The 23,533-nt window shown below is 51.7% G+C and carries 13 protein-coding genes; 2 read left to right on the plus strand and 11 right to left on the minus strand.

Annotated features, from left to right (window positions below; genetic code table 11):
- Positions 1-28: 28 nt before the first annotated feature.
- The 7 genes from DM868_RS02550 to DM868_RS02580 form a co-directional block, all read right to left on the minus strand.
- Positions 29-1,306 carry an McrC family protein gene (locus tag DM868_RS02550; protein WP_137275279.1) on the minus strand — a complete coding sequence of 426 codons (1,278 nt, stop codon included), beginning with the start codon at positions 1,304-1,306 and terminating at the stop codon, positions 29-31.
- Positions 1,307-1,324: 18 nt separating this feature from the next.
- Positions 1,325-4,663, minus strand: coding sequence for an McrB family protein (locus DM868_RS02555; RefSeq protein ID WP_170964408.1), 3,339 nt, complete (start codon positions 4,661-4,663; stop codon positions 1,325-1,327).
- Positions 4,664-4,817: 154 nt separating this feature from the next.
- Positions 4,818-7,292, minus strand: coding sequence for an AAA family ATPase (locus tag DM868_RS02560; protein ID WP_137275281.1), 2,475 nt, complete (start codon positions 7,290-7,292; stop codon positions 4,818-4,820).
- Positions 7,282-7,479, minus strand: a complete 198-nt coding sequence (locus tag DM868_RS02565) for a hypothetical protein (RefSeq protein WP_137275282.1) — start codon at positions 7,477-7,479, stop codon at positions 7,282-7,284. The genes DM868_RS02560 and DM868_RS02565 overlap by 11 nt, the downstream gene beginning before the upstream one ends.
- Before the next feature lie 181 nt (positions 7,480-7,660).
- On the minus strand, positions 7,661-7,939 hold the full coding sequence (locus tag DM868_RS02570; RefSeq protein ID WP_137275283.1) for a DUF5797 family protein: 279 nt from the start codon (positions 7,937-7,939) through the stop codon (positions 7,661-7,663).
- Positions 7,940-8,314: 375 nt separating this feature from the next.
- Positions 8,315-9,496: a hypothetical protein gene (locus tag DM868_RS02575; protein ID WP_137275284.1), complete on the minus strand. Its 1,182-nt coding sequence runs from the start codon at positions 9,494-9,496 to the stop codon at positions 8,315-8,317.
- Positions 9,489-11,246: a DEAD/DEAH box helicase gene (locus DM868_RS02580; protein WP_137275285.1), complete on the minus strand. Its 1,758-nt coding sequence runs from the start codon at positions 11,244-11,246 to the stop codon at positions 9,489-9,491. Before DM868_RS02580 ends, DM868_RS02575 begins: the two co-directional genes overlap by 8 nt.
- A gap of 97 nt (positions 11,247-11,343) precedes the next feature.
- Between DM868_RS02580 and DM868_RS02585 the strand changes: the two genes are divergently transcribed.
- Positions 11,344-12,579: an AAA family ATPase gene (locus tag DM868_RS02585; RefSeq protein ID WP_137275286.1), complete on the plus strand. Its 1,236-nt coding sequence runs from the start codon at positions 11,344-11,346 to the stop codon at positions 12,577-12,579.
- The gene (locus tag DM868_RS02590; RefSeq protein WP_137275287.1) at positions 12,572-14,368 is read left to right on the plus strand and encodes a 5-methylcytosine restriction system specificity protein McrC; all 1,797 of its coding nucleotides are present in this window, start codon (positions 12,572-12,574) and stop codon (positions 14,366-14,368) included. Before DM868_RS02585 ends, DM868_RS02590 begins: the two co-directional genes overlap by 8 nt.
- 9 nt (positions 14,369-14,377) lie before the next feature.
- On the opposite strand, the gene DM868_RS02595 is transcribed toward DM868_RS02590, so the two are convergent.
- The 4 genes from DM868_RS02595 to DM868_RS02610 all read right to left on the minus strand — a co-directional run bounded on the left by DM868_RS02595 (position 14,378) and on the right by DM868_RS02610 (position 23,442).
- Positions 14,378-14,773 carry a hypothetical protein gene (locus DM868_RS02595; protein WP_137275288.1) on the minus strand — a complete coding sequence of 132 codons (396 nt, stop codon included), beginning with the start codon at positions 14,771-14,773 and terminating at the stop codon, positions 14,378-14,380.
- A gap of 33 nt (positions 14,774-14,806) precedes the next feature.
- On the minus strand, positions 14,807-17,431 hold the full coding sequence (locus DM868_RS02600) for a DUF1156 domain-containing protein (RefSeq protein WP_137275289.1): 2,625 nt from the start codon (positions 17,429-17,431) through the stop codon (positions 14,807-14,809).
- Between the two features lie 39 nt (positions 17,432-17,470).
- The gene (locus DM868_RS02605) at positions 17,471-20,701 is read right to left on the minus strand and encodes a DUF499 domain-containing protein (protein WP_137275290.1); all 3,231 of its coding nucleotides are present in this window, start codon (positions 20,699-20,701) and stop codon (positions 17,471-17,473) included.
- An 86-nt stretch (positions 20,702-20,787) separates the two neighbouring features.
- Entirely contained in the window at positions 20,788-23,442 is a 2,655-nt protein-coding gene (locus tag DM868_RS02610) for a DUF1156 domain-containing protein (RefSeq protein WP_137275291.1), read from the minus strand.
- Between the last annotated feature and the right edge of the window lie 91 nt (positions 23,443-23,533).

Genomic DNA, 23,533 nt, shown 5'->3' on the forward strand with positions numbered 1-23,533 from the left:
TGATTAAAATCCGCTAAGGGCTCTTTCCCTATTGGATCAGGTCTTCGAGGTGGCCAGAAAGAGTGGTTTTGAAGTCCTCAACAAACTCACGATAATCTCTATCCCCTTCAGCTGTGGGCAGTTCTACCAGTCGGAGAGAGTGGGTATCTTGGATAGTGTATTCAGTCTCGATGGACTGGTATTGAGACGGATAGACGAGGATCCCGGGCACGTCGTCTGCAAGCTGATAGGCAGTCAGTTGGTACAGATCGGCTTGGTTCGGTGAGCCGGTTTTCCACTTTGCGTCACCGACGAAGACGACCTCGTCCGTGTGGTTTCGAATCACAAAATCCGGGCGCATTCGAACCGGGAACTTCCCACCTGTGACCAATCCACGCACCTTACCTTGACCCCTCACTCGAAGCCCGTCCATATCCTGTATTGCCTCTCGCGCAGCACGTTCTACAACAGCTTCGAAGATCCGGTTCATATCTATCAGGACTGCAAGGGTTGGACGCGTTCCGCTTTGGAAATCGTCTATGTAAATCCCGTTAATAATCAATTCGGCATATCGGAGTGCATCTTCGTAGTGGTCGTTAAGCCGTGTGAGCTCGATCTGATCCAGTTGATGTGGTTGGACCGGAACGAGGGTTACTCGTCGCCGGAATCGGGTTACATGCTGTTGGAGTTCACGGCGTAGACCGTTGCTCTGGACTAGACTTGCCAGTATCCTCGTAGCATATAACACGGCACGGTTCTCCACTGTATCAGCGGTCAACTCGTCGTAGTCGCACTCGAACTCCATCCCCGTTGGTCCCTGGCGTTGCAATTGACGCTGTAAATTTAATCGGCCACGAAGATGCTCCTCTGTTTCCTGGACATGGCGATAACCGGTATGGAGGCCTGACCGCCAAATTGTCTCCAACTCTTCCAAATATAAGGTTGCAAGTGCATCCACGAATCGCCGTCCCGCCACGACACTGCTTTGGGAGTCCAGCGGGGGTGCGGCAACCCCGCGGGCATACCTGTAAAGATGAAGAAGGTTCGTCCCGGCTGCTTTTGGTCGGACTTCCACCGTCGGACCGTCCGGAAGCGAGAATATGCCCACGTAATGCGTACTCCCGAGAATAACTGACCCGTCAGCGGTGTAATTATAATTGAGCCGAGTACGCTGTTTGTTAATTTCTGACTCGATCATCTCGATGTCACGATCTGTCAAATCGAGTGGCTCCGATTCACTCCATTCAGACATCGTTAAGTCCGTCTGGAGGGGCTCCGCAGAGTGATCTGTCTCAGCGTCCGGGTCGGTACGTCGGTCAATGCTCATGAGTAGGACCTCCGCGTGTCAGTCATCACTCTCAACTTTACGGCCCTGTGTCTCGGTGTACAGCGAGTGGGTGATCTCGACCAGGTCCACGACATCGTCGATTGCTTTCTGGAACAGTTCTGAGCCGCGTAATTCTTCCACGATACGCGGTCCCTCACCACGATCGACATCCTCGATATCATATTCTTTCGTTACTACGCGGTATGTCGTCGCAGAGTCCTCCGGAGGTCGGACATCGAACCCCTCCTCTTCGAATTGACCCGCGTTTTGGGTGATGAAGTCGAAGTGTTGGTCGTCCTCTCCTTTTGTGTGCAACCGGACAGCAAGCGATCCGCTCCGTTCCGGTGCAGGCTTAAACAGATACGTTATCTCCTCAGGGTGATCCGGGTGTTGAGACGTGAATTCCAGTGCGCGACGATCGTATTCCGTTGACGATACTTCCGACACGACATCTGCGTGGAGCATGTCTTTGATCCGTGGGAATATTTCGGACTGCGCCGCCTCTAGGGCACCGGGATACGTCGAGTACGATTCCGATTCGCCCTCCGAGGACGACGCAATCTGTAACGACCCTTCTGGTTCAACGTCTGTTAGAGTAGCCAACGCTTCAACCAAATCGAAAGCATCAAAGTCACGAATGCGTTCCCGCTCCCAATCCAAGAGTTCGGTTCCAGCACCGTGAAAGATGTCTTGTCGGATTCGTTCGAACTGCCCGAAATAATACTCGTCTAAGAGCGGCAAGATGTCATACTTCCATGCGTCCACCGCCTCCTGAGGCCCGGAGACACCAAGTAGATATGAATGCCCGATTTGCTTTCCTTTGCCTAAGTCAGGCGCATCCAGAATCGCCTCATTCACAGTGTGTAGGGCTTTGATCGATAAGGCTTGAAGAACTGTGTCCAAGTCTTGATTGGACGATGCAGCCGTCTCTGCGGCTTTTTCGCCTCCAAACCCATACTCGTCGTATAGCACTTCATAATCTGGTGGGAAAGCGATAAACCGGAATCGACGTCGAAGCGCCGCATCAACCAAGGCAATCGAGCGATCCGCAGTGTTCATCGTCCCAATTACGTAGATATTCGGTGGAACAGTGAACTCAGTTTTTGAGTGTGGGAGCGTCACCACCGTTTCATTCTCTGCGCCGAGGCGTTTGTCATTCTCTAGTAACGTGATCGTCTCTCCGAAAATCTGAGCGAGGTTCCCACGGTTGATCTCGTCAATGATTAAGACGTATGGCTTCGCATCGGCCCCGGCATCTTGATACGCTGACCGAGCCCGGTCACAAATTCGCTTGAATACACCGCTTTTGATTTTGTATTCGACACCTCCATTTGATTTCTCAGCGGTCAACCCTTCGATGAAATCCTCGTAGGTGAACGACGGATGGAACGTGACAGTTTCTAATTGTGACTCTGTCGGATGCTCGGTTTCCTTGGAAAGCCACCATCGCGCAAACCGCTGCGCTGTGTACGTTTTCCCCGTGCCTGGCGGGCCGTGAAACACGAGCTGATGGGCTTGCTTGAGTTGCCGCTCGATTCGTTCGGCATCAGCCGGCCGAGTCGGCGAAGCGGCGAGTGGTTCCGGCGTGTCTTCACCGAATCCACCGTCGAGGATCCCTGCCATTTGAACTTGGTCAAAATTGGGGCTTTCAACCCCGGCTTGTGATTGCAACTCACGAAGCAACACCACGAACAGCGTTTGGGCTCTCGTTAGAGGCGGCACCCACCCTGATCCGAGTTCCTCAGACTGCTCTTCCAAACGGGTTTCATTATTTCTATACAATTCAAGGATCCGCCGCACCGTCGACACATCCCCCGACGCAATGTCTCCCTCACCGAGGTCATTCCGCCGGAACACCTCCGTCCACTCACGGACCACCGAACCAAGGATAATTTCCCCAACCCAATTCTCATTCACTCCGTCAACCGACAGCCGAGAACGAATATCCGTCACCGCCTCCTCAATCCCATCGTACTCCGCAGCCGAACCAATGGACTGCGCCTCCAGGACAGTCTTGTATAGTTCAGCTGCTGCGGAGTGCGATTCTTCCGCCGGATCCCCTTTACCGACTTTATCAATTACGTTTAACAATTGATCAATCTCATAATTCAAAGGCACTTCATATGCCGTCCCCTCAGTCACTCGTCCGACCATCTGCCCGTATTCTGATTTGAACGTATTGAACTGCTCAACGCATCCTTCATAGTCCCGCGGGCAATCATACCCGAAAAATCCCAATCCCCGCTCAGTCGACCCGTTCAGAATCGGGAACTCTTCGATGTGCAGTAACCCGAATAACTCCCATATGGTTCGCTTCGCGCCGAGTCTCTGCTCCCACGACTCATCATACTCCTCAGCTGCCCGCATCTCCCCAATCACCTCTGCTAATTCCTCTGCAGACCGTCCATACTCGTCAGTCCATTTTTGATAAATGACATCAGCAGAACCGGCTCGTTGTGCGCTGTGCATCGGATCCCACAACGCTTCAAACGTCTCACGGTCCGGTGACGACACAAATTCCGCTGCTCGATCACGAGCATCCGACGGCGTGTATTTGTCTACGAAGTCAAAGTGCCGCGCTTGACTCACTTGCCCTGCAGCAGTAACCCACTGCCGAAGAATCTCAACCTGCTCGTCCGTCAACTCCGTGTCGGTCAGATCCTCTCGACTATTCCAAAATAAAAACATCCGCTCGATCGTCCACAAGTGAATCTCTCGTTCAGCGTGATCGTCTAGGACTGACCGAATCTCCTCATTCAATTCCCAAAACGCAACGTAATCCTTAGCAATATCCCCGCTTGGCGTCCACTCGCCGATATCCCGTAGTGCATCCCGCATCGACCGATAATAAATCGGGTACGTGTCTGGTTCCTGCAACTGCCAAAAGTAAGAGAGGAAATATGGAATGTACCCTGTTTGCGGGGCTTGCTGCGGATTCGCAACCCGCGCCCGTAACTCCTCAACGACCTCCTCCAATTGTTGTGAGTACTCCAGTGCCGTCTCACCATCTCCTGGAGCCACGAGCACCTCTCTGAGCACTCCCTGCAGATCGATGTCGTCCTCAGACTCAGCCGCTGATAGAAGCATATTGAAAAACATCCCTCCGCTCGTTCCGGAATACCCCCACAGCTTGTGTTGTCCCGACTCGCTCGCCATTTCACTCCGAAGGTCCTCGGCCCCCATTTCTCCATCAAGAAACTCCTGCAGGAATCTGCGTCGAACCGGAAGCCGCTCTCGCCGTTCCTCATTCGCAGTCCCTAACGCAAACACTTCCCCACTATCAGACGCATACTGAAACCCTGCGTCAGCAAACGCATCCCAAACATCGCGGATTTGTCCCTCGTCCTTCAGAACCATAGACTCACAACTATCTGGTAATCGTATAAAACCGCCGGAGCACCACATACTGTTAATTCAAGTAAGTATCGACAGTGGTAGTGACATAATACCGACCACTTGAAATACCTTTGCGAAGCCAAGCTCGACTAATTTCACCTCTGTTTAGTTATAGCTAGTCTGCCCTATTCAGGTTCCAATTAATCGAAGAACAGTTACACCGGACGCTGACGTCTGAATTGCCTTCTTGCACGGTGCTAATACAGGAGTTGCAGTCTTCACACCAAAGTAGATTAAACAAGTCCCGATACACAGTTACTGCTGGTTCTAATTCTGCGGGTGTACAATTCGCAAAATCACGATCAGATTCATTCCAGTGAATGTTCGGATTAAGCGCTGTGCCATCTGTCGCTATTCTATCGGCGATATTAGTCATCTCGTCATCAAGATCTTCAAAATGGGCAATGTCCCGTCCCCATGATTGCTCTGCGGCTTTTGCTTCTCTCACTAACGATTTGTATCGAGAGATCACACCCTGTTGAAAATCTCCTAGTGTCCATCGGCTATTTGCCTTGAAAGGGACTTTTGCATCAATTCTGTCACATACTTCTCGTAAGAACCATTCAGCCATCCGCCGTGTCTGGTGAGCTGCAATCGAGACGTTACCATCACCAAGTTCTGCCTCTATTGTTTCCCACTCCATTTCTGGCCGACCGAGCGTCTGTGGACCCTCTACAATATCCCAACCAGAGAGTTGAATTGCATTATCAGAGGTGACTACTCCGGAGGAGCGGAGATGACGATGCCAAAGGTCATCATGCGTAGTAATGAACATCTGGCAGTCCTCACCTGCTATTTCTGACGCTAGCAATCTAGCTAATGGCCGTCGGTGCTCCGCGTCGATAGACATTACAACGTCATCAAGCATCATTACAGACAGTTCCTCCTGATCCTGGAGCCAGTCAAACAGTGCGAAATAGAGACAGATGCCCATACTATCTTGATGGCCTTCGCTATGGAGAGCATGCGGTGGATGGCGCCCTCGGTCGTAGAAATCAACCTGCATATCTAACCCTGTTTCTGTCGGGTCCAACCCAACGTCGAAATCGGACTCATCCCCGTGAATAGCAGTATAATATGTTTCGAACTGGTCTTCTATCTCGTCATAAATCGCGTTTAAGACGGAGTCACGAGCCGAGATAAACTGCTCATGAACGGATTCCATGTCACTGGCTACTCGTCGTGACTCACCAGCACGCCGGCTCAACGAAATCATCTCATCGTAACGTTCCTGCGCTGCTTGAAGTGTCTGCCACGCCTCTTCTAACTCGTCTAACACAGGTCCGTCCGCAATGTGTTCCTCAAGATCCGCAAGCATTGCTTCGACCTGCTCTGGTTGAACCAGGGCCTCTCGTTCATCATCCGTTAAATTCGCTTGCTGAGGGGGTGATAACGCACCATTGTTGTACTCTTCCTCCCACTCCTCTAGAGACTCTACGAACGCTGTGAGGGAGCCTGAATTAAATCCATCAACGTCACTGAGTGTTTCACGGAGTGACTCAGCAGTCACACGGACATCAGTTAACAACTGTTGTACTCCTTCTTGTTCTTCTTCAAGAGCTTTGAGTTTCGACTGTAATTCCTCAGCCTGGTCGATCCGGTCAGAGAGAAACTCATTGAGCTCTCCCGGATCCCAATCCTTCCAACACAGAGGGCACCGTCCGGCTTCAGGATCGATAGCATCTTTACCAAGTTCGATGAGTTGCTGCCGCTCAAGATCTCTCAGTACATCTTCGTCAGCCTCGATTTCTCGGCAGGATTCAAGGAACGACTCGGCCGCTTCGAGAAACTCCTCTGCACCACTTCCGAACCACTCTTGCAGTTCGTCAATCCGCTGGCGACCATCCGTCCTGAGCAACGGGGATGCAACGACTCTCCGTGAGGGTGACTCTATCCCTCTATCAAACTCCTCCTCTAACTCATCAATCGTATTTCCATTGAGGCATTCCCGAAGTTCGTTCACTTTTTCCAAGAGCACCGCGCCAGAATCTTGATCAACCTCTAAGGCAGAATAAAGGCCGTCACGGCGACTTTTCGCTTCCCGTTCAAGTCTACTCGCCTCACTGTCAAAGTGATCCGCTGCGTTGCCAAGGGCCAGCCGCCGATCTTTGATGTTACGAAGGTTGAGAAGCGAGCGAATGCTCTCTGAACGATCTCCTTCCTTTGCAGTAATGAAATCCAGAATTTCATCCCGAGAAAGTAAATGAAGGCCGCGATCAGCCGCGCTTTCTACCGACTCGAATACCGATTCCAGATCACCGGTGTCATCTTCAATAGACGGGTCGGTCCGGCCTTCGACGCTTCGCCGTATCGTCCCTCGGTCACCGTTTACAGCGATTTCGGCCTCTACCCATGCCTCTTCGGGGTCAGCATCAATATGGGGCGCATGCCGCCGCTCAGTAAGTGACTGTGACCCCTCCCCTGAAAGTTCACGAATCGATCCAGTAAGCAGAAAATCAATAGCAGCAATCACCGAACTCTTCCCTGAGCCATTAGGCCCGACAAGAACTACATTCTCTCTTTCCGGATCAAGTGTGAATTCGCCGTTGATGCCTCGGAAGTTCGAAATTGTGAGGCTCTCAATCCTCATCGTTCAAAACACTCTCCTCAACTCTCTCAATGATACGCTCCTCACCGCCGAAATCCTCCTCGTCAAGCAACCCTTCCATCTCCTCGACAATCTCAAAATCAACATCAGACTCCTGCAATTGCCGCATAAACTCGCCAACGATCCGATCCTCAACATCCGCATCGCTGAATTCCTCATCGGGAGTCATGTAGATAGCCCCTCACGGGGTGTTAATTAAATTACTCATACTTTGGAGGGTTTGTTCATATATGTGTGATCAACTCACGTCTCTCTGGTATGTGTCCTAAAGGGAAATGTGAGCGGAGTTGGTTAAGTTAGCCGGTAGTCGGGTTATCGGCATTGATCTCAACCATTCTTGATATTTGCACTCAGAACATCTCCTTAATGATCTCTCGGCACGGTTCTATCGGGAAAATAAACTTTTCAGCATTTCGAGTGTAGTATTCATCAAGCTTGGTCGAGAGGTACTGATAGACGTCTGAACCAGACTCATATCCCCACTGGTCCGCGAGTTCATTGTTACTGGTCGGAGCCAGCTCAATGATGTCCTGGAGGCGATCAAGTTCCTCCTGATCTAACGGACAGTCCGGCCACGAGTCGCTATTATTCGACTGGCCTTCAGACAACTCCACAGGATCAGATTCCACTGAAGAACCTGGTGACGAACCTCCCTATGAATCAGCAGGTCCTTCTCCGAACTTGGCACCGCCATCTCCTGTGCTGCTTCGAAGGGCGTCTTGGGCTTGGTCGGGGGATCGTGATAGATCTTGTATAATCCCAATACCTGTTGTACTGATTCGGCGGCACTTCGACTGCTCACGGACGGGGATCATGCACGCCCCATTCGGTTTCAGGGACTGGCGCATCCCTGTAGGTGACTTCCGCTAAGAGGATTGCCCTGAACGAGGTGAAGCAGACGTAGACGTTGTTATAGACATGACCGAGGAAGTCCTTAAGTAGGGTCTCTAACTCATCCTCTATGAGTGGTAGAAAATACAAATATAGTAGCCGGAGGAAAACATCTACTGGCAGGAGTTACAGCCGGAAGATTCGGTTGTAAGCCGAATTGGATTCATCCCATTCAATTGTTCCCCGCAGTTCTCACAAGCGACCGATCCTGTGACTCCTTCGCCGACAGCATACGGTACACGAATCGACTTGGAGTGGTTTCTTTGCTGGAGATGAATATCTAATTCCCCACGTTCGTAGGTAACGATAGTCGCCGTAGCGGGAACAGTACTCACTTCTAGCGAATGCCGTCGAAAAATCTGGTTTCGTTTCTCACGATACCCATTTTGCTTCTCTTCGAGGAGTTGTTCCCGGTCTGATTCAAGGGACTCTTGTTCGGACTGGAGTTCGTTGCGCTGTTGGAGGAGTTCGACCCGTTTTCGCTGTTCGGTCACGTCGTTGATTTCTCTGGCTAAATCTTGGACCCGATCTGTGAGCGAGGAAATCTCGTCTTGGACGTCGTCAAGTCGTTGCTCTTGGAGTTGACGGTATTCTTCAAATTCTCTTTCCGCAGCTCGTGTCGCCTCCTCTCGGGTTTGTTGTAGTACCTCCTCCACAGCGTCTAAAGCGATATCTTGCGCGTCCTTGAGTGGTTTTTCTAATGACTCAATCGAGATTTCCGAACCGCCGTCCTCGGATGTCGGCTCCAGTGGGTCCATGATAAGGTCAAACATGAGTTCCGACACTGTAGTTGTCAAGTTCGGCAGAACTTCTGAGGAGTTCGTATCGACAGTGACGGCTTCAAGTAAATCCCTCTGATATTCGCTGACTGTTTCTACTCCGATCTCGACCAGTACAAAGAGCGCCGTTCTGTCATAGTATGGAACGAAGTTCGCTGACTCAACCTGCGCGTCACTTTCCAGTATCCAGTCAGGATACAAATAGTCTCCCTCAACCTGTTCGGTGGTGACGGTTATCGTTCCGACGGGAAACTGATCGGCCACCTCAGAAAGAAGTTGCTGTGCAAATCGGCTATCCGGTGAGAGAGCCCATTCACCCTCACCAGCCTCGGTCTCTTCAACTTCGATCAGCAGGTCGAATTCCTTCTCTTCGAGGAAGTCAAGTTCTACATGAGAGGGAAGTTGAATATGCCACCTGTGCCCTTCGTCTCGAATCGAGGCACCGATCGTTCGCAAATAGGACTTCGTGAACCCCTTTATAACCCGCTGTGTCACTGGATGCGATGCATCAGTCATCGTCTGGCCCTAGGTCAAAACCCTCGAAGACACCACTATTGAAGTTCTGAACCTTCTGTGCCAGTTCCTTCTGTTCCTCAAGATCAACCGCCATTGCGTCAAAATCGTTCTCCAAATCGACTTCTGAACCCGCGTTCACTAACCGTTCGAAGATTTCATCTTCGAAGCTCCTGCCGGAATCTTCGAGTCTGCTCAGTATCGTACTTAGTTCTCCCACTGTCTGTTGGAACAAATCGATCTTATGGTAGAGCCTGTCGAGTACGTACTCCTCGATAGTGTTTTTCAGTCCCATATTGAAGATGTAGACCTCTCGTTTCTGCCCGATGCGATGGATGCGACCGATCCGTTGTTCGACTCGCATCGGATTCCACGGCAGATCATAGTTCACCATAATGTTACAGAATTGAAGATTGCGACCTTCGCTCATCGCATCAGTGGATACGAGTACACCGCCCTTCTCTTCGAAGCGCTCGACGATGTCCTCTTTTTCTTGACTCGAATGACCACCATGGAAGGCGTGAGTCGTGTATCCCTGCTTATCTAATGCCTTGATGACTTCCCGTTGGGTCGGCCGGAACTGTGTGAAGACGATCACCCGCCCCATGTCCACGTGCACTCGGGCCTCCTCGACGATGTCGAACAGCCGCTCTTGCTTCGTGACGGTATCGATGGCCTCGATCTTTTCAAGGATCGTCCGGAGTTCATCGCGGTGCGTCAGCTCGTTGCGCTCCTCCAGCTGCATCCTGATTGTCTGTTCTAGCGCAGCTGGACTGCTTACGACCTCCTTCTGAAGAAGCATCAACACCAACTTCTGACCTTGATCTTGGCTGTAAGCCTCACGGACATAGTCTGAGACCGAATTATATAGGTCCATCTCGGCAGCCGATGGTTCGAACGTCCGCGTGTCGATAATACGGTCGGTGAAGTCGATGTCTGCATCCTCACGCCGGTTGCGGATCATCACCTGCCCCAACCGATTCTGAAGCTCGTCCCGGTTTACCAGCGTCTTCTGGTTTCGGTTTACGAAGTAGTGGTGGAACGTATCCCGGCTTCCAAACAACCCGGGTCGGAGGAGAGAAACGATATTGTAGAGGTCAGTGAGTTCGTTCTGAATCGGTGTCGCGGTGAGGAAGAACGCGTAATCGTACGTCAGCTTGTCGATGAGATCGTAGCGGTCTGTCTCCTCGTTTTTGACGTAGTGAGCCTCGTCGAGCACAAGCACGTCCCACTCCCGGGCGAGAACAGTGTGCCTGAATCTGTCGCTCTTGGCCGTATCGATGCTGGCAATAATGTAGTCGTGAGCATCGAAACCACCAAACTCGCTATCATAGTTGCAGACGAATTCAAGACCGAACTTCTCCCTCATTTCGGCCTGCCATTGCTTTGCCAGTTGTGCGGGAGTGAGAATCAATACAGAGTCATTGGTCTCACGGTAGTGCATCTCCTTCAGAATCATGCCAACCTCAATGGTCTTCCCGAGGCCGACTTCGTCAGCGAGGAGCGCTTTCCCGTCCATCTCGAAGAGTGCTCGATAGGCCGCGTCCACCTGATGTTCGAGGAGCTTGACTTGCTCCTCGTCAACGTGGGAGAGCGATCGGAGTTCGGTGTCTGGTTGGCCAACTAAGAGCCGATTTGCAACGACCGTCTGCCGGTGGAACGAAAAATCCGAAACTCCAGAAGAATAGGAATCAACAATGTCCTCTGCGTTGTCGTGCGTGACCTCAATATCGACGAGGTCTTGCTCATCCATATAGTAGAAGAACCCTGTCGAATGGTATAGAGGTTTTGTCATTCTAACTCTCGTCTTAGGCGGGTTTTTATTAGTAGAGGGTCACATTAATCAGCAAATGAGTAGCGGGAAGCCGCGGTTTCAAGAGTACGACCGCGATGAAGCGGAAGAATATAGCGGATTCCTCCTGACGAACGCGCCGACTGCAGAGGACTTCATCAAGCAGACAACCGACCCGAAGGCAATCCGCTATCTAGTTGAAACACATACGATCGACGTCGACGTCCCTGGCGCTGGCACCAAGATAAAGGAAGCTATCCTCACCTCTGAGACAGCACCGCTCGATGTGAAGCAAACCGTCGCACAACGCAACGTAGACCTGGACGACATTATTGTGCCAGAAACCGTCGAGCGCAATGCCCGAACCGCTCTTGCGGTCGGCAAGCCAATTGTTTTCTATGGGCCGACAGGAACTGGAAAGACGTATTTTGCCAAACAACTTGCACTGGAAACCTGTATCGACTACGAAGTGCATACCGCGACGCCGACGTGGACGCCAGCGGATATCACGGGGAGTATTCAGCCTGAGACGGATGACGGAGAGATTACGTACCACCGGCGAGCAGGCTGTGTTTCCCGAGGAATCCAAGAGGCAGAGCGATACGGCGACAACTACGCTGTCATTATCGACGAGATCACCCGCGCCGACATCTCACAAGTCTTCGGTCCGTTGTACACGGCTATCGAGGACGATAAACAGGTGATTTTCCGTGATGACGATGGAGACGGACTCACCTTGACCGATGATTTGAAGCTCATTTGCACGATGAATATGTCTGACCGGACTGTCAATGAGCTTGACAACGCCATTACCCGTCGGTTCGCAATGATCGAGTTGAGTCGTTACGACGACGATGATCGGGCAGCGTTATTCGATGACTGGATTGGAGAATTAGAATCAGGCCCGGACCTAAATATCGATCTCAGAAAATTACATACACTGTTCGAGCGCCATCATCGAGGAATCAATGAGGGGACGACGACGAGTGCCGAAGGTGGGATTATGGAGTTCGGTCCGATGCACTATATCGACGTGACAAAGTTCCTGAAGCACGCCTGCAAGCCAAGCGGGCCATACTCGGGAGAGGCGAGCCTGGCAGTCGGACAAGCATTTGCGACCTATATCGCGCCACGGCTTCTGAACACCGCCTCACTACCACAGATTAACCGGTTGGCAAGCCACTACGATTCGCTTGACGATCAGTTTTCCTTCGATTTGAGTGCCCCTGCCGATCTTGCTCGTCGGCAAGCCGAAGCAGAGGAGCGTGAGATGGGCGTCAACGCTTATGAGTGATGCAGTTAGGTACGAGTACGGGACATCCCTGTGCACGGTTCAAGAGGACCAAAAACTAGTCGTTGAGAACTGTGACCCGGCTACGATCCGGGAAGAACTCGAAGCGGCGAATTTTCAGCGAAATGATGCCCGATTTGTTAAGCGCCGTGCCAGATTGCGGTCAAATGCATCGGATGATGAGGACGATTCACTACAGGTACTCGCGGTCCGGGTGGCGGAGGACACACTCCACGTCGAGCCTTCAGACGTCATTGGTATAGTCGGTCTCGTGCCCGGGATGAGTGTACAGATCGAGCCGAAAATTGAGTGGGGCGATGTTGTTCGGATGTTATTGACGGTCTACGATATTGACCGGACACAAACGCCATACGGAATTCCGCTCGAAGAGCTGACCTCAGGTGGCATTGAAGCGTCCCGCATTATCGCTATCTTGGCTATCAATTATGTCCACGGTGTTCGGACGATCAAACGAAAAGGATTCATCCGCGATCTCAACATTCAGCGACGAAATGGCTTCGAGGGGATCGGATCTATCGATATGTCACAAACGCTGATGAACCAAGCGACCGGGAAACCGGAACCTGCTTGGATTGAGTCGCAGGTGGATTACAGCAACGTCGTTAACGAAGCAATTCATATGGCGGGCAAGCTCCTTCTTCGTCTCCTTCACCGGGACTCTGAGGAGGAGCAGCATCCTGGCCATGGGGCGCTTCTCTCTATGGTTCATCAAGAGGTCGAAAGGATGGAAGACCTTGGAATCGGGAGCAGACAGCAACGGTTAGGCGAGTACAGGCAACTGACGCTGAATGCCCTTCCTCGGCAACGTCACTATTACCAGCGCGCGCTTCACACGGCACACTCCGTTCTAGCGTCTACGCTACTTGCACAGACTGGAAGTGGCCCCGAAGAACTACTTGTTGACTATGCACTAAGCATGAACGCTCTTTTCGAGGATTATTCACAAAAGGTTCTGGAGCGTGGCCTCCAATCCATTGCAGAGATAGATCACCTCGACCAGCTCACGAACCTCGAAATCGATGCAGAGCCGCCGCTAGAGCCTTTTGAAGGAAACAATCAGGCGAGCTATTATCCAGACCACCTGGTCGTCGACAATGATGTGACGCTTGCGGTGCTGGATTCGAAGTATTACCAGGAAGGAAAAAATCCCGCCAATGAAACGAACTCTCGGTCCCGAATGTTTTCCTATGCCTATCTCACCGAGACCGATCGGATGGCATTTCTTTGCCCACAATTCCACCGGACCACGTTAGTAGTGAATAACATCGATGCATCGGTCGATATTCTCTCTCCAAATGGTGGATTTAGTTGTGAATCCTATGAATCCTTACTCCACGAGTATCTCCTTGAGACGATTGAACTACGGTATCCTGAAATCGGCGTTTTCAATTCAGTCCGGGAGGGAATGCTCTGTCTCCAAGGCGTCTCAGAGGAAGACCTTGCGGCCATTACAGAGGTTGAGGGCCCCTTCGGAATTAGTAACCCGTCTACGTTCGCGTCGAAAGTGATTTCGGCGATCTCATTCTCGACCCATGGGCCCGGGAAATTAGAGCTAGAGAACAGCGGGGGATGGACAAAATCCCGAATTATTGAGAGATGCAACAAGAAGGACGATGAGGATCGTCCAATGTATCCACAAGATCAGACCACCTGTGTTCCGGTCTATACACCCGATGGCGATACCGGCCATGGCACGATCACGTTGAATTTCTTCAGACAAGAAGAGGATGGCTTGATAACTAAACTCGAAGAATCGCTTTCGCTTATATAATCGGTGTCTTCACACTCTGAACGGGGTGACTAGCCACCCGTCACGTCGACGTTTGATCTGTCGCCCAAAGATAGTCTGGAGCGAGTAGGACTCACTGTCGATCGCTACTTCGAATGTGTCCCCAACACTCTGGAAGTTTCCACCAAGGGTGAACTGTATCGTCGGCAACGGATGCTGGTTGTTGAGATAGTCCATCTCAGCTCGCATAACTGAAACGAGGCGTTCACGAAGCTCTTCCTCTTCGGCAAGTGCCATCTCTAACCCGACAACACAAACCTCCTTCGGCAAGTCTCGCTCATCGAGACTGGATACGAATTCCTCGATGGGAAGCTGGTAGTCCGCAGTTTTCCACTTGCCTCGTTCCATGACGTTGTACATCCCGGCAACTGCATCGATCTCATTCATGTCTCGGAACACCTTCGGAACTGTTTCGGATGATTAGTCATGGAGCAGAGATCGGTATCCTTCATCATTAGTAAGCGCTGCAAGGTCGTTTGTGAGTTCAACCATCTCACTCGTTTCTTCTATTTCCTGTTGCTGACCGGTAATCTCCCCCGTTTGCGCGGCATACCAACGGCGCAACTGAACCCGGTCTAAAGCTGTTAAATCCGATTCTGTGGTGGATTTTAAATACGCAACACGGTCTTCATCGTTCCAATCCAGTATCTCAAATTCATCCTCGTCCCGGATCAGGCCCTTCTCTCGAACCTCCTCGGGAGAGACATCGGTGCCATAGCAGAGACGATGGAGGTCAGTTTGAGTCGGATCATCCATCCCAAGCAGAGTGAGATAAATTTCGTCGGGCGTTACATCCCCGGCCACGAGTCCATGCATCTCAGCAGCAATCTCTGTAGAATCTAACACGCCACCTTCACGATGAACCTTCCCATAGTACTGTGAATACTCCCTGAAGCAGCGGCCTAGCTCAACAATTCCCATTTCGCCTTCTGAAATAGATTGGTCACTATTTTCGAGCTGGTTGCGGGCTTCAGTCGCGGAGCGATGGGCTTCACGTCTAAGCGACGACCAACTAATCGGTTCCCGGGAGTCAGCGGGCTTGGCGACGACCACCACGGTGAAGTTGAGTTTATCGTCCCCGAATAGCTCACTGGCGTTTGCCGAAACCGGGTACATTGCAGCGATGTCGAATCCAGATCCGCAGAGTCCGTCGAGGAGTGCCCCCCACGATTCCGCCCCACCATGTTGGTACGTGAATGCCAAGATGCCATCGTCAGACAGCACCTCACGCATTCGAGCGAAAGCCTCCCCGAGTTCCAATTCGAACTGATCGTCATCTTTCCCGATTGCAGGATTCGACACGATACTCTCCTGGCGTGGAGTCGTCTCTTCTTCAAAGCAGTCGTAATCTTCGGATAGTAGAACACGCTGCCAGACGTAAAAGAAGTCAGAAACCTCAGAGTAGATGACGTTCTCGTAATACGGTGGATCGGTAATTATCGCATCATACTCTGTATCGAGGTCAACATTGCGCATATCCCCTTGATGGAGGGTGTAGTCACCACTAACTGACTTCTCGAATGGATTCGTCTCCTCCAGCTCTCCATCCTTCAAGTACCGTTCTGTCGGGTGGTGGGCAAATTCAACTCCGTTTTTGATCTTTTCCCACGTCGATGTGAAGGTTCCTCGCCCCGCCCGTGTCCCCCATACGTTGTTCTCCGCGTAGGTCCCTCGTGGCGTGTACGAGTTTCGGCCGAGTATACCCTCGATCTTGCGCCCTGCGCTATTATACCGGCCAAAGCTGTTCTGGAACAATAACGAGTCGCTAAACGCTAACAGGAGATACTCCTTAATCTGTTGGTCATCTATATCGTCGATTGCCCGGAGCAGCGTTGAAAGGCAGTAGAGCTGGCGGTCGTTGAACATATCCCGCCATTTTTGAAAGCCGTGCTGGAAAATGTCGTTTCCGCTGATTCGAGATGCAGCTGTTATTGCCCCCTCTGGAATAGGGCCCTCCGGTGCGTATTCTTGGAGACTGTCGTCAGTCTGCCACTGATCTGAAGCGGATTCATACTGTTCTCTGTCCGCAGTTGACGGTTTCTTGAATCCCTTGTAGACTGCACGATCTTTCCCCTCATCATCGCACTCCGTGCAGTAGTACTCGACTGCAAAGAGCTTCTCCGAGTACGACTGACCGTCCGCGATCGCATCGACAATTGGGTATTTCAGTCCACAGGAGGGACAACCATACTTTCCTCCTTGTGAAACCGGGCCATTCTCTGGAACGAACTCGTAGCTACACTCTGAACAGACTGAGTTCGTCGAAAGATCATCTGTGAGAGAAATCCCACCGCAATCGGGACAAAGGACATGGTATCCGTCACTGTCTGCGTATCTGCCCTTTGCCACCCGGTAGTCCTTGAACAGTGGGATCGTCTCGCCACATGAGATGCAGTCGAGAGTCCGAACCCAAAGGGCATAGACGATATCAGCGATGTGCTCGTCATTGTGTGGGCAGTCGGTCTCGTATTGTGTGGCGAGTTCCGCAGCAACTTCGTCTTCAACGCGCTCGAACGCCGAGTGAAGTGCATCGATCTCAACCTCGTGTGCTTCGAATTCTTTCTTCGTCACAAACCACGCGACCGGGTTCAGGTCGACTCCCGTAACAGACGCATCGAATCGGGAGGCTTCTAGGAGACTTGTCCCGCCCCCCATGAACGGGTCGAGTACTTCGACGTCTTCAACCTGCACGTCCCGCTGATAGAGATCCCAAAGTGCCTCGGGATTCTCCAAATCTACCGCCTGAATTAGCTCCCTCAGATCGTACTCGTTCTTGTCATCACCGGATGTGTATGCCGAGAGTGATGCGTTGCCGACTGTTTCATCTTGGACGGTCACCCGGTCAGGATCGTCTAGCAGCGTGTAGAGACAAACCGCCCGGAAGGTACTCCCGAGCTTTCCAGCCCACCACTTGTGCATCGTGGTTAACGGTCGGTAGTAGAGCTTCGCACGCCCTTCACGGGTAGCTAACTCTGTCACTTGTTCGATTGGGAATCCACGCTCTATCGGGCGTTCCCTCGGGACATCGGAGTTTGAATCAGACATACCGTCTCATGGCCGTGTACTCGTATTTGAACCTCAGGCTCATTCGAACTCGATCGTGATATCGATGTTAGTCGCACTGCTCGGAATCTTCTCTAACAAGTCAGCGACTGTCTCGTGCGACTGTCCCTCTGTCAGTTGCAGTTCCGTGTGCCCTATCTCGAAGCTCGCCACGTTCTGGAGCTTCTCGGGGGCTGCGTCGGCATTTTGGGCAGTAAACGACACTGATCCATAGGTGACAGTACCGGACTCATGTGAACTCTGCCACTTTGAGAGGAGGTCTGACAAACTCTCTCCTTCATAGAGGAACTCCCATTCGTCGGCATCGGGGATCCGGAAACCAATACCCCGGAACCAGTCAGTCGGATCTTGTGTCCTCGTTGTCTTGAATTCGTACTCGGGATCGTCATCACCGAGATTGTCCAACAGGAAATGCCGAATCGCAGCTTCAGACTCCTCAGGTGCGCACTCGGCCTGTATATCGCCGACTTCGAACGTGTCCTCCACATCGAGATCCCCAATATAGTCGAGTATTTTATCCCCAACTTCGTCAGGCACCATCGGAGCAACTACGACAGACCGTGGGTCTCGATCACCGAGAGAACTCACATAGTCGCCCATCGTTTTGATCCGATACCCGTCGCCGAGGAGCGAACTCACAGCTCCCGTAAACGCTGTTTTAGTCTCTTCGGACGGGAGATAGACCTCGACATCGTTCCGGATCGCAGTTAGGACTTGACCAGTATCGGCTTCGTCGGCATCCTCGATTGCTTCCTGGATACGACTTTGAACCTCACCTGAGCCAATCCTCTTCGCGTTTGAGACATCACGAAGTGTGGCGTCCGATCGGGCTTTCGTGATTACCTCACTCCCGCTGACAAGGACGTATTGATCCTCGTTGGCAAGTCGTCCGACTGCCCGCATAATGTCGTCATGAGGGTCGTCACTGTCGACCCACACGTCCGTTCGGTTTAGCACTTCGAGTTCGAACGTTCCCACATCTACTTTCTTCGTGCCGCCACTGAAGTTCCGCTGGAGTTCCGATTCGATATCGTCGACCGACCACCGGTCAACATTCTCACTGAGCACCAGAACTGAATCTGGATCGAGATTGTCCATTTCGCTCTGGAATCCCGTCCCATCGTGAGCAAGGACAGGTTTTTCTTCAAGTCCGTCCTCGACTGCGTCGACAACGGCCTGAACACTCCCCGGAATCGGATACGTCGGGTCCATCAGGAACTTCTCGTAAACGTCATCGATCGTCGTCTCTGACCGACTGTTCAGCCGGTCTTGGACAATACTCCAGACATTCCGTTGAAGATCGAAGGGGTCGGCTTCGGCTGCCGCAGCTATGTTACTAGCGTTTAGCTCGTCTTCTGCCGCCGTGAAGTTCTCCAGCGACATTTCCGCCGCATCGTCGTACGCACTCAGTAGATTGTCACCGTCAATGACCTCTCCGTAGGCACTCTCCAGTCTGTCTTCCAGGTCATCTGCATATTCACCTTGGAGCTTCTTGATTTCGGACTGGATTTCGTCAGACAAACTCGGATCGTCCTGTCGGAGCTTCGCGCCGATAACCTCCTTCGCTTTGCCGAGGAATTTCTCCTGCTGCTTGGTCGTCGAAATCGTCTTCTCATTTTTCGGCTGGACGAACACCAGCGTATTCCGCCACTGGCGACCCGCCGGCTGATTTTTGATGATCTCGCCGACCTCGTCCTCGCTCCAGGGGCCATTCTTCACCACCACCTTGATATTTTGACTGTCCGGGACGCTCTCCAGTTCACCATCGGTATTGAAACCGACAGCATACGCACCCGAGCCAAATACAGACTCCACTGTATCGCCGATAAGCTGCATCGCATCCTCGTCTTCGACGTCACGGGCAGCGTTCTTCACTAACGACCGGGGATTTTCGTCCTCTCGTATGACGAAGCGCTCGTCCGAACGCCAGAGGTGGTACACCTCGCCTTGCAGGCGTTCGAGGTCGACGATGATGTCGTTGATGCGATCTCCAACGTGGTACGTTCCGATGATGATGTCCGACGTCGTCGCTCCTTCAGCAAGTCCAGGGGTGAGCGAATAGATGAGAACCGTGCTGAGAATCGGACGGCCGAACGAGATATCGGTATTGGACAGTCGGTCGACGATGTCGTCGTAACACCGGTCGGCACGGGCATGAGCAACATTGATCCGTCCGATTTCGTCGTTGTACTCGACTGCATCAACCTCACCATGGGTGATGAGATCGGTCTTCTGGTGCTTGTCCACGAGCACCTTCGCAAAGAGGTAGAGCATCCCGCGAGTCGCACCGGATTCTGTCTCGGCAAAGTATCGCGTTTTGAGCGACTCGATAAGTTCCGGGTGGAACGGGTACGTCTCCTGCATCTCCTCCCGGAGGCCGTCAGGCATATCGACATAGTCCGTCCCGTGATAGGCATCGATGTATTTGTCGACGAGCGTCTCAACGGCACGCATATCGATGGAATCGGGTTCGACCAACCGGTGGCGGAGGACGTCCTTGATATCCACCTGGTTGGACATGTTCACTTCGACTCGGGTCTGTCGAGAGAGAATGTCGTGGACGGCCGATCCTTCGCGTAGCACCGAGACGATAGCGTAGAGATTCGTGCGAGAGGTAGTTTCCAAGAGGGCCTGCAGGAACCCTTTGTTGGCGCTCTCACGGCGTCCTTCGAGGGTTCCGAACCAGTCCTCCAGCTCGTCCATGAAGAAGGCGACAGTTCGATCGCCGACAGCCTCCTCGATCACGTCGATAGTCGGGTAGCCACCCTCTTCGTCGTAGTCTTCCTCAGTAACCTCGTAGTCCAGCGCGTCGAATAGCGGTTCCCAAAGATACTCGGACTGTTCCTTCTGAAGAGAAACAACGACAGGGAGCGCGTCCCGTGGGAGAGTTCCGTCGAGCCCCTCAACCCGGCCGTCGGCCCACTCCTCGACGACGTCGGGCGAATTGAAACAGTGGTACATTGCCACCATCTGGTGGGACTTCCCGGTCCCGTACGGACCGTACATCTCGTGGATGCGCGTGTTGTCCTCGCCCTGGAGCGTGTCTCGTAATCGCTTGAGAGAGTCCTCTAAGCCGTCGGTCAGCAGTGTACGATTGAAAAACCGGCCAGGATTAGATTCCAGTGTATCTTCGTCGCTATCGACGTCGTAGAGGCGAATTTGGCCCTTAATGAGGCCGTCACCTTCCGTGAGTTCCTGACTGAGCGTCAGTATATCGTCGATCTCAGTATCGAGAGTTCCTTCCGCACTCATGTATGTCCAAAGGGATGGCTGACTGGCTTATGAAAGTGAGCATTATCAACTGATGGGCTCAACTGCCAGAAGACGCGGGAAGAGGACTAGTCGTCGGAGAACTCCGAAAGCGAGGTGTCGACACCGATCATCTTCAGATAGGTTTCGTCCTGCGTGGCCTCTGCAAGCCCTTCACATAGCTCTTCGAGATCATCAGTCGACCAGTCCTCAAGGTACTCTTTGGTCGATTTACCTTCCTGGTAGTAGTAGCGAAGGAAATGGGCCTTGTCCAGGACTGTGAGGGATCCGTTCCCCTCCGCGACTTTGGTCTGAAGGTAGGCTTGACGTTGTTTATCGTTCCAGTCGCCGAGGATAAAGTCGTCGCCGTCCATACGGAATAGTGCCTTCTCTCGCATCTCTTCTTCGGAGGCTTCACTCCGCCGGAGTAGCTTGTTGAAGTCGTTGTAGCTTGGCGATGGGTTCCGTTGCAGGGCGAGGAAGAGATCCTGCTCACCGAGCGCGTTGTCCTGGATGATACCGTAGATTTCTTGGACAGCCTCCTTCGCTTTCATGATATCGCCACTTCGGTGTACTGCGCCATGATGTTTCGAATATTCTGAGAAGCACGCACCCATCTCAACCACGCCGATGTCACCCTCGGTCAGGTCTCGGTTCTCTTCGAGGCTTTCTTGAATCTCTTCAAGTTGATTTATAATATTTATTTTGAGATTCCGCCAACTGATCGGCGTGCGTTCTTCCGTCGGGCGAGCAACGATGACAATGTCGAATGACACTGCCTCTCCGCCGATGAATTTGTTCAGGTCGGAGTTGATTGGATACGTCGCTGTTACCTCAAAGTCATTGTTACAGAGCGATTCAAGAAGTTCGCCCCAAGATTCCTCGTCACTGTGGTGATAAGTGAAAGTGAGCGTGCCGTCTTCTTTGAGAGCCCGGTTGATAACGGCAAGAGCTTCGCCCATTTCATGTTCGAAGTCTTCGGCAGTCTTGTCGAGAAATGGATTTGTTACGATTGATTCGGCTCTTGGTGTCTTCTCTTGGTCAAAGCCAGGATGGACATCTTCTAAAAGAATCTTCTGCCAGACATAGAAGAAGTCGGCGACTTCTGAATAAATGATATTGTCATAGTATGGGGGATCAGTGATAACTGCATCATAGGTATCCTCTGAAGATATATTCCGCATATCTCCTTGTCGAACCTCTGAATTCAGACCAATAGGTTGAGCGAACTCTGAAGTTTCTATGGTGTCACCATCATCGATATACCGTTCGGTCGGGGCAGCAGCATATTCCACGGCATTCTTGACTTGATCAAACATCGCTGTGAATGTTCCAGATCCATGCTCAATCCCCCATATATTGTTCTCTGCAGGATACATTGGTGGATCGAAAGAATTCGTGCGCATTAGATTATCAATATGATTTCTACTTTGATGATATCCTACCATCATTGTATTATACCGTAGCCCGTCTGTTAAAGCAAGTAACAGGTACTCAGCAGCATTTTGATCATTCAACGAGGACAGCGATTTCAAAATCTTTGATAGACATAGTAGCTGACGTTCATTGAGCATATCTGTCCACTGGCTATAGCCATGATCAAACACCGGATTCCGCTCGGACGTCATATGACCTGGCGGGATATCTTCATCCGGAACATAATCGTGGAGATCAGTCCGGGTGTTCCATTTTCGCTTCGCATCTTCGAAGAGTTGCTTATCAGCGGCTCCAGCTTGCTTGTACCCCTTGTGATCACTCTTCTCCAAGCCCTGTTGGTCACACTCCTCACAGTAATATTCGACGGCATATAGCCGTAGATTGTACCCACCCTGATCCTGGATCCCATCTGTTATAGATTCTTTTTGGCCACACTTCGGGCAGTTGTAATATCCGCCTCGGCTTACGTTCCCTTCCTTTGGAACAAAGGAGTTGCCGCATTCCTTACAGTCGCTATCATCTTGCCAGTCATCAACGAGAGTTACGGCTCCACAACCTGGACATAGGACGTTATAGCCTGGTTCGTCACTGTATCTCTCCTTCGCCACCCGATAATCCTTGAAAAGCGGAACGGTGTGCCCACAAGAGACACAATCAAGCTCCTTGACCCAAAAGTCATACATCACATCCGCTTCGTGATCGCCATTCGGACAGGGAGTCCGGTAGTACTCCAGGATCTCATCCGCGACGTCGGCCTTTACCTGTTCAAATGCATCTTCCAGATCATCCACACTAGTTTGCCCTGCCTCAAGCTGTTTCTTTGTGACGAACCATGCGACCGGATTGAGATCCATACCATGAGTCTCAACACCGAAACGAGAGGCTTCTACAAGCGATGTACCACCGCCCATGAATGGATCAAGGATCTTTTTATTTTTGATTCGCACATCTTTCGGATAGAAGTCCCACAGAGGCTCCGGATCATCCATATCCACCTCGCTAATTGCATCAATGATGTCTTGCTTACTAAGGCCATTTTGTCCGAGGGTCTCATTCTCACCGGGTTCATAGACTTCTACTTCTTCAAGACTCGTATCATCATCTAGTAGTGAATATAGAGAGATCGCACGAAAAAGACAACCCGGGCGACGTGCCCACCACTTATGCATCGTATAGATTGGGCGATAGTACTGTTTGGCACGACTTTCTTTCTCGGCGATTTTATTTATCTTTTCAATAGGAAATCCACGCTCGATGGGGAGTTCAGGACGTCCCTCCGACTTCTCAGATTGATCCTGCTTAGACATGAGTCAGCCTTACCAGGCATTTCCGCAGGAACCTTATAAAAATACGTAACTGCTGTCCAAAACTCGGCCGCAGACCATCTACTCGCTTTTG

Origin of the sequence: Natronomonas salsuginis, from assembly GCF_005239135.1 — an archaeon.
GTDB classification, from domain to species: domain Archaea; phylum Halobacteriota; class Halobacteria; order Halobacteriales; family Haloarculaceae; genus Natronomonas; species Natronomonas salsuginis.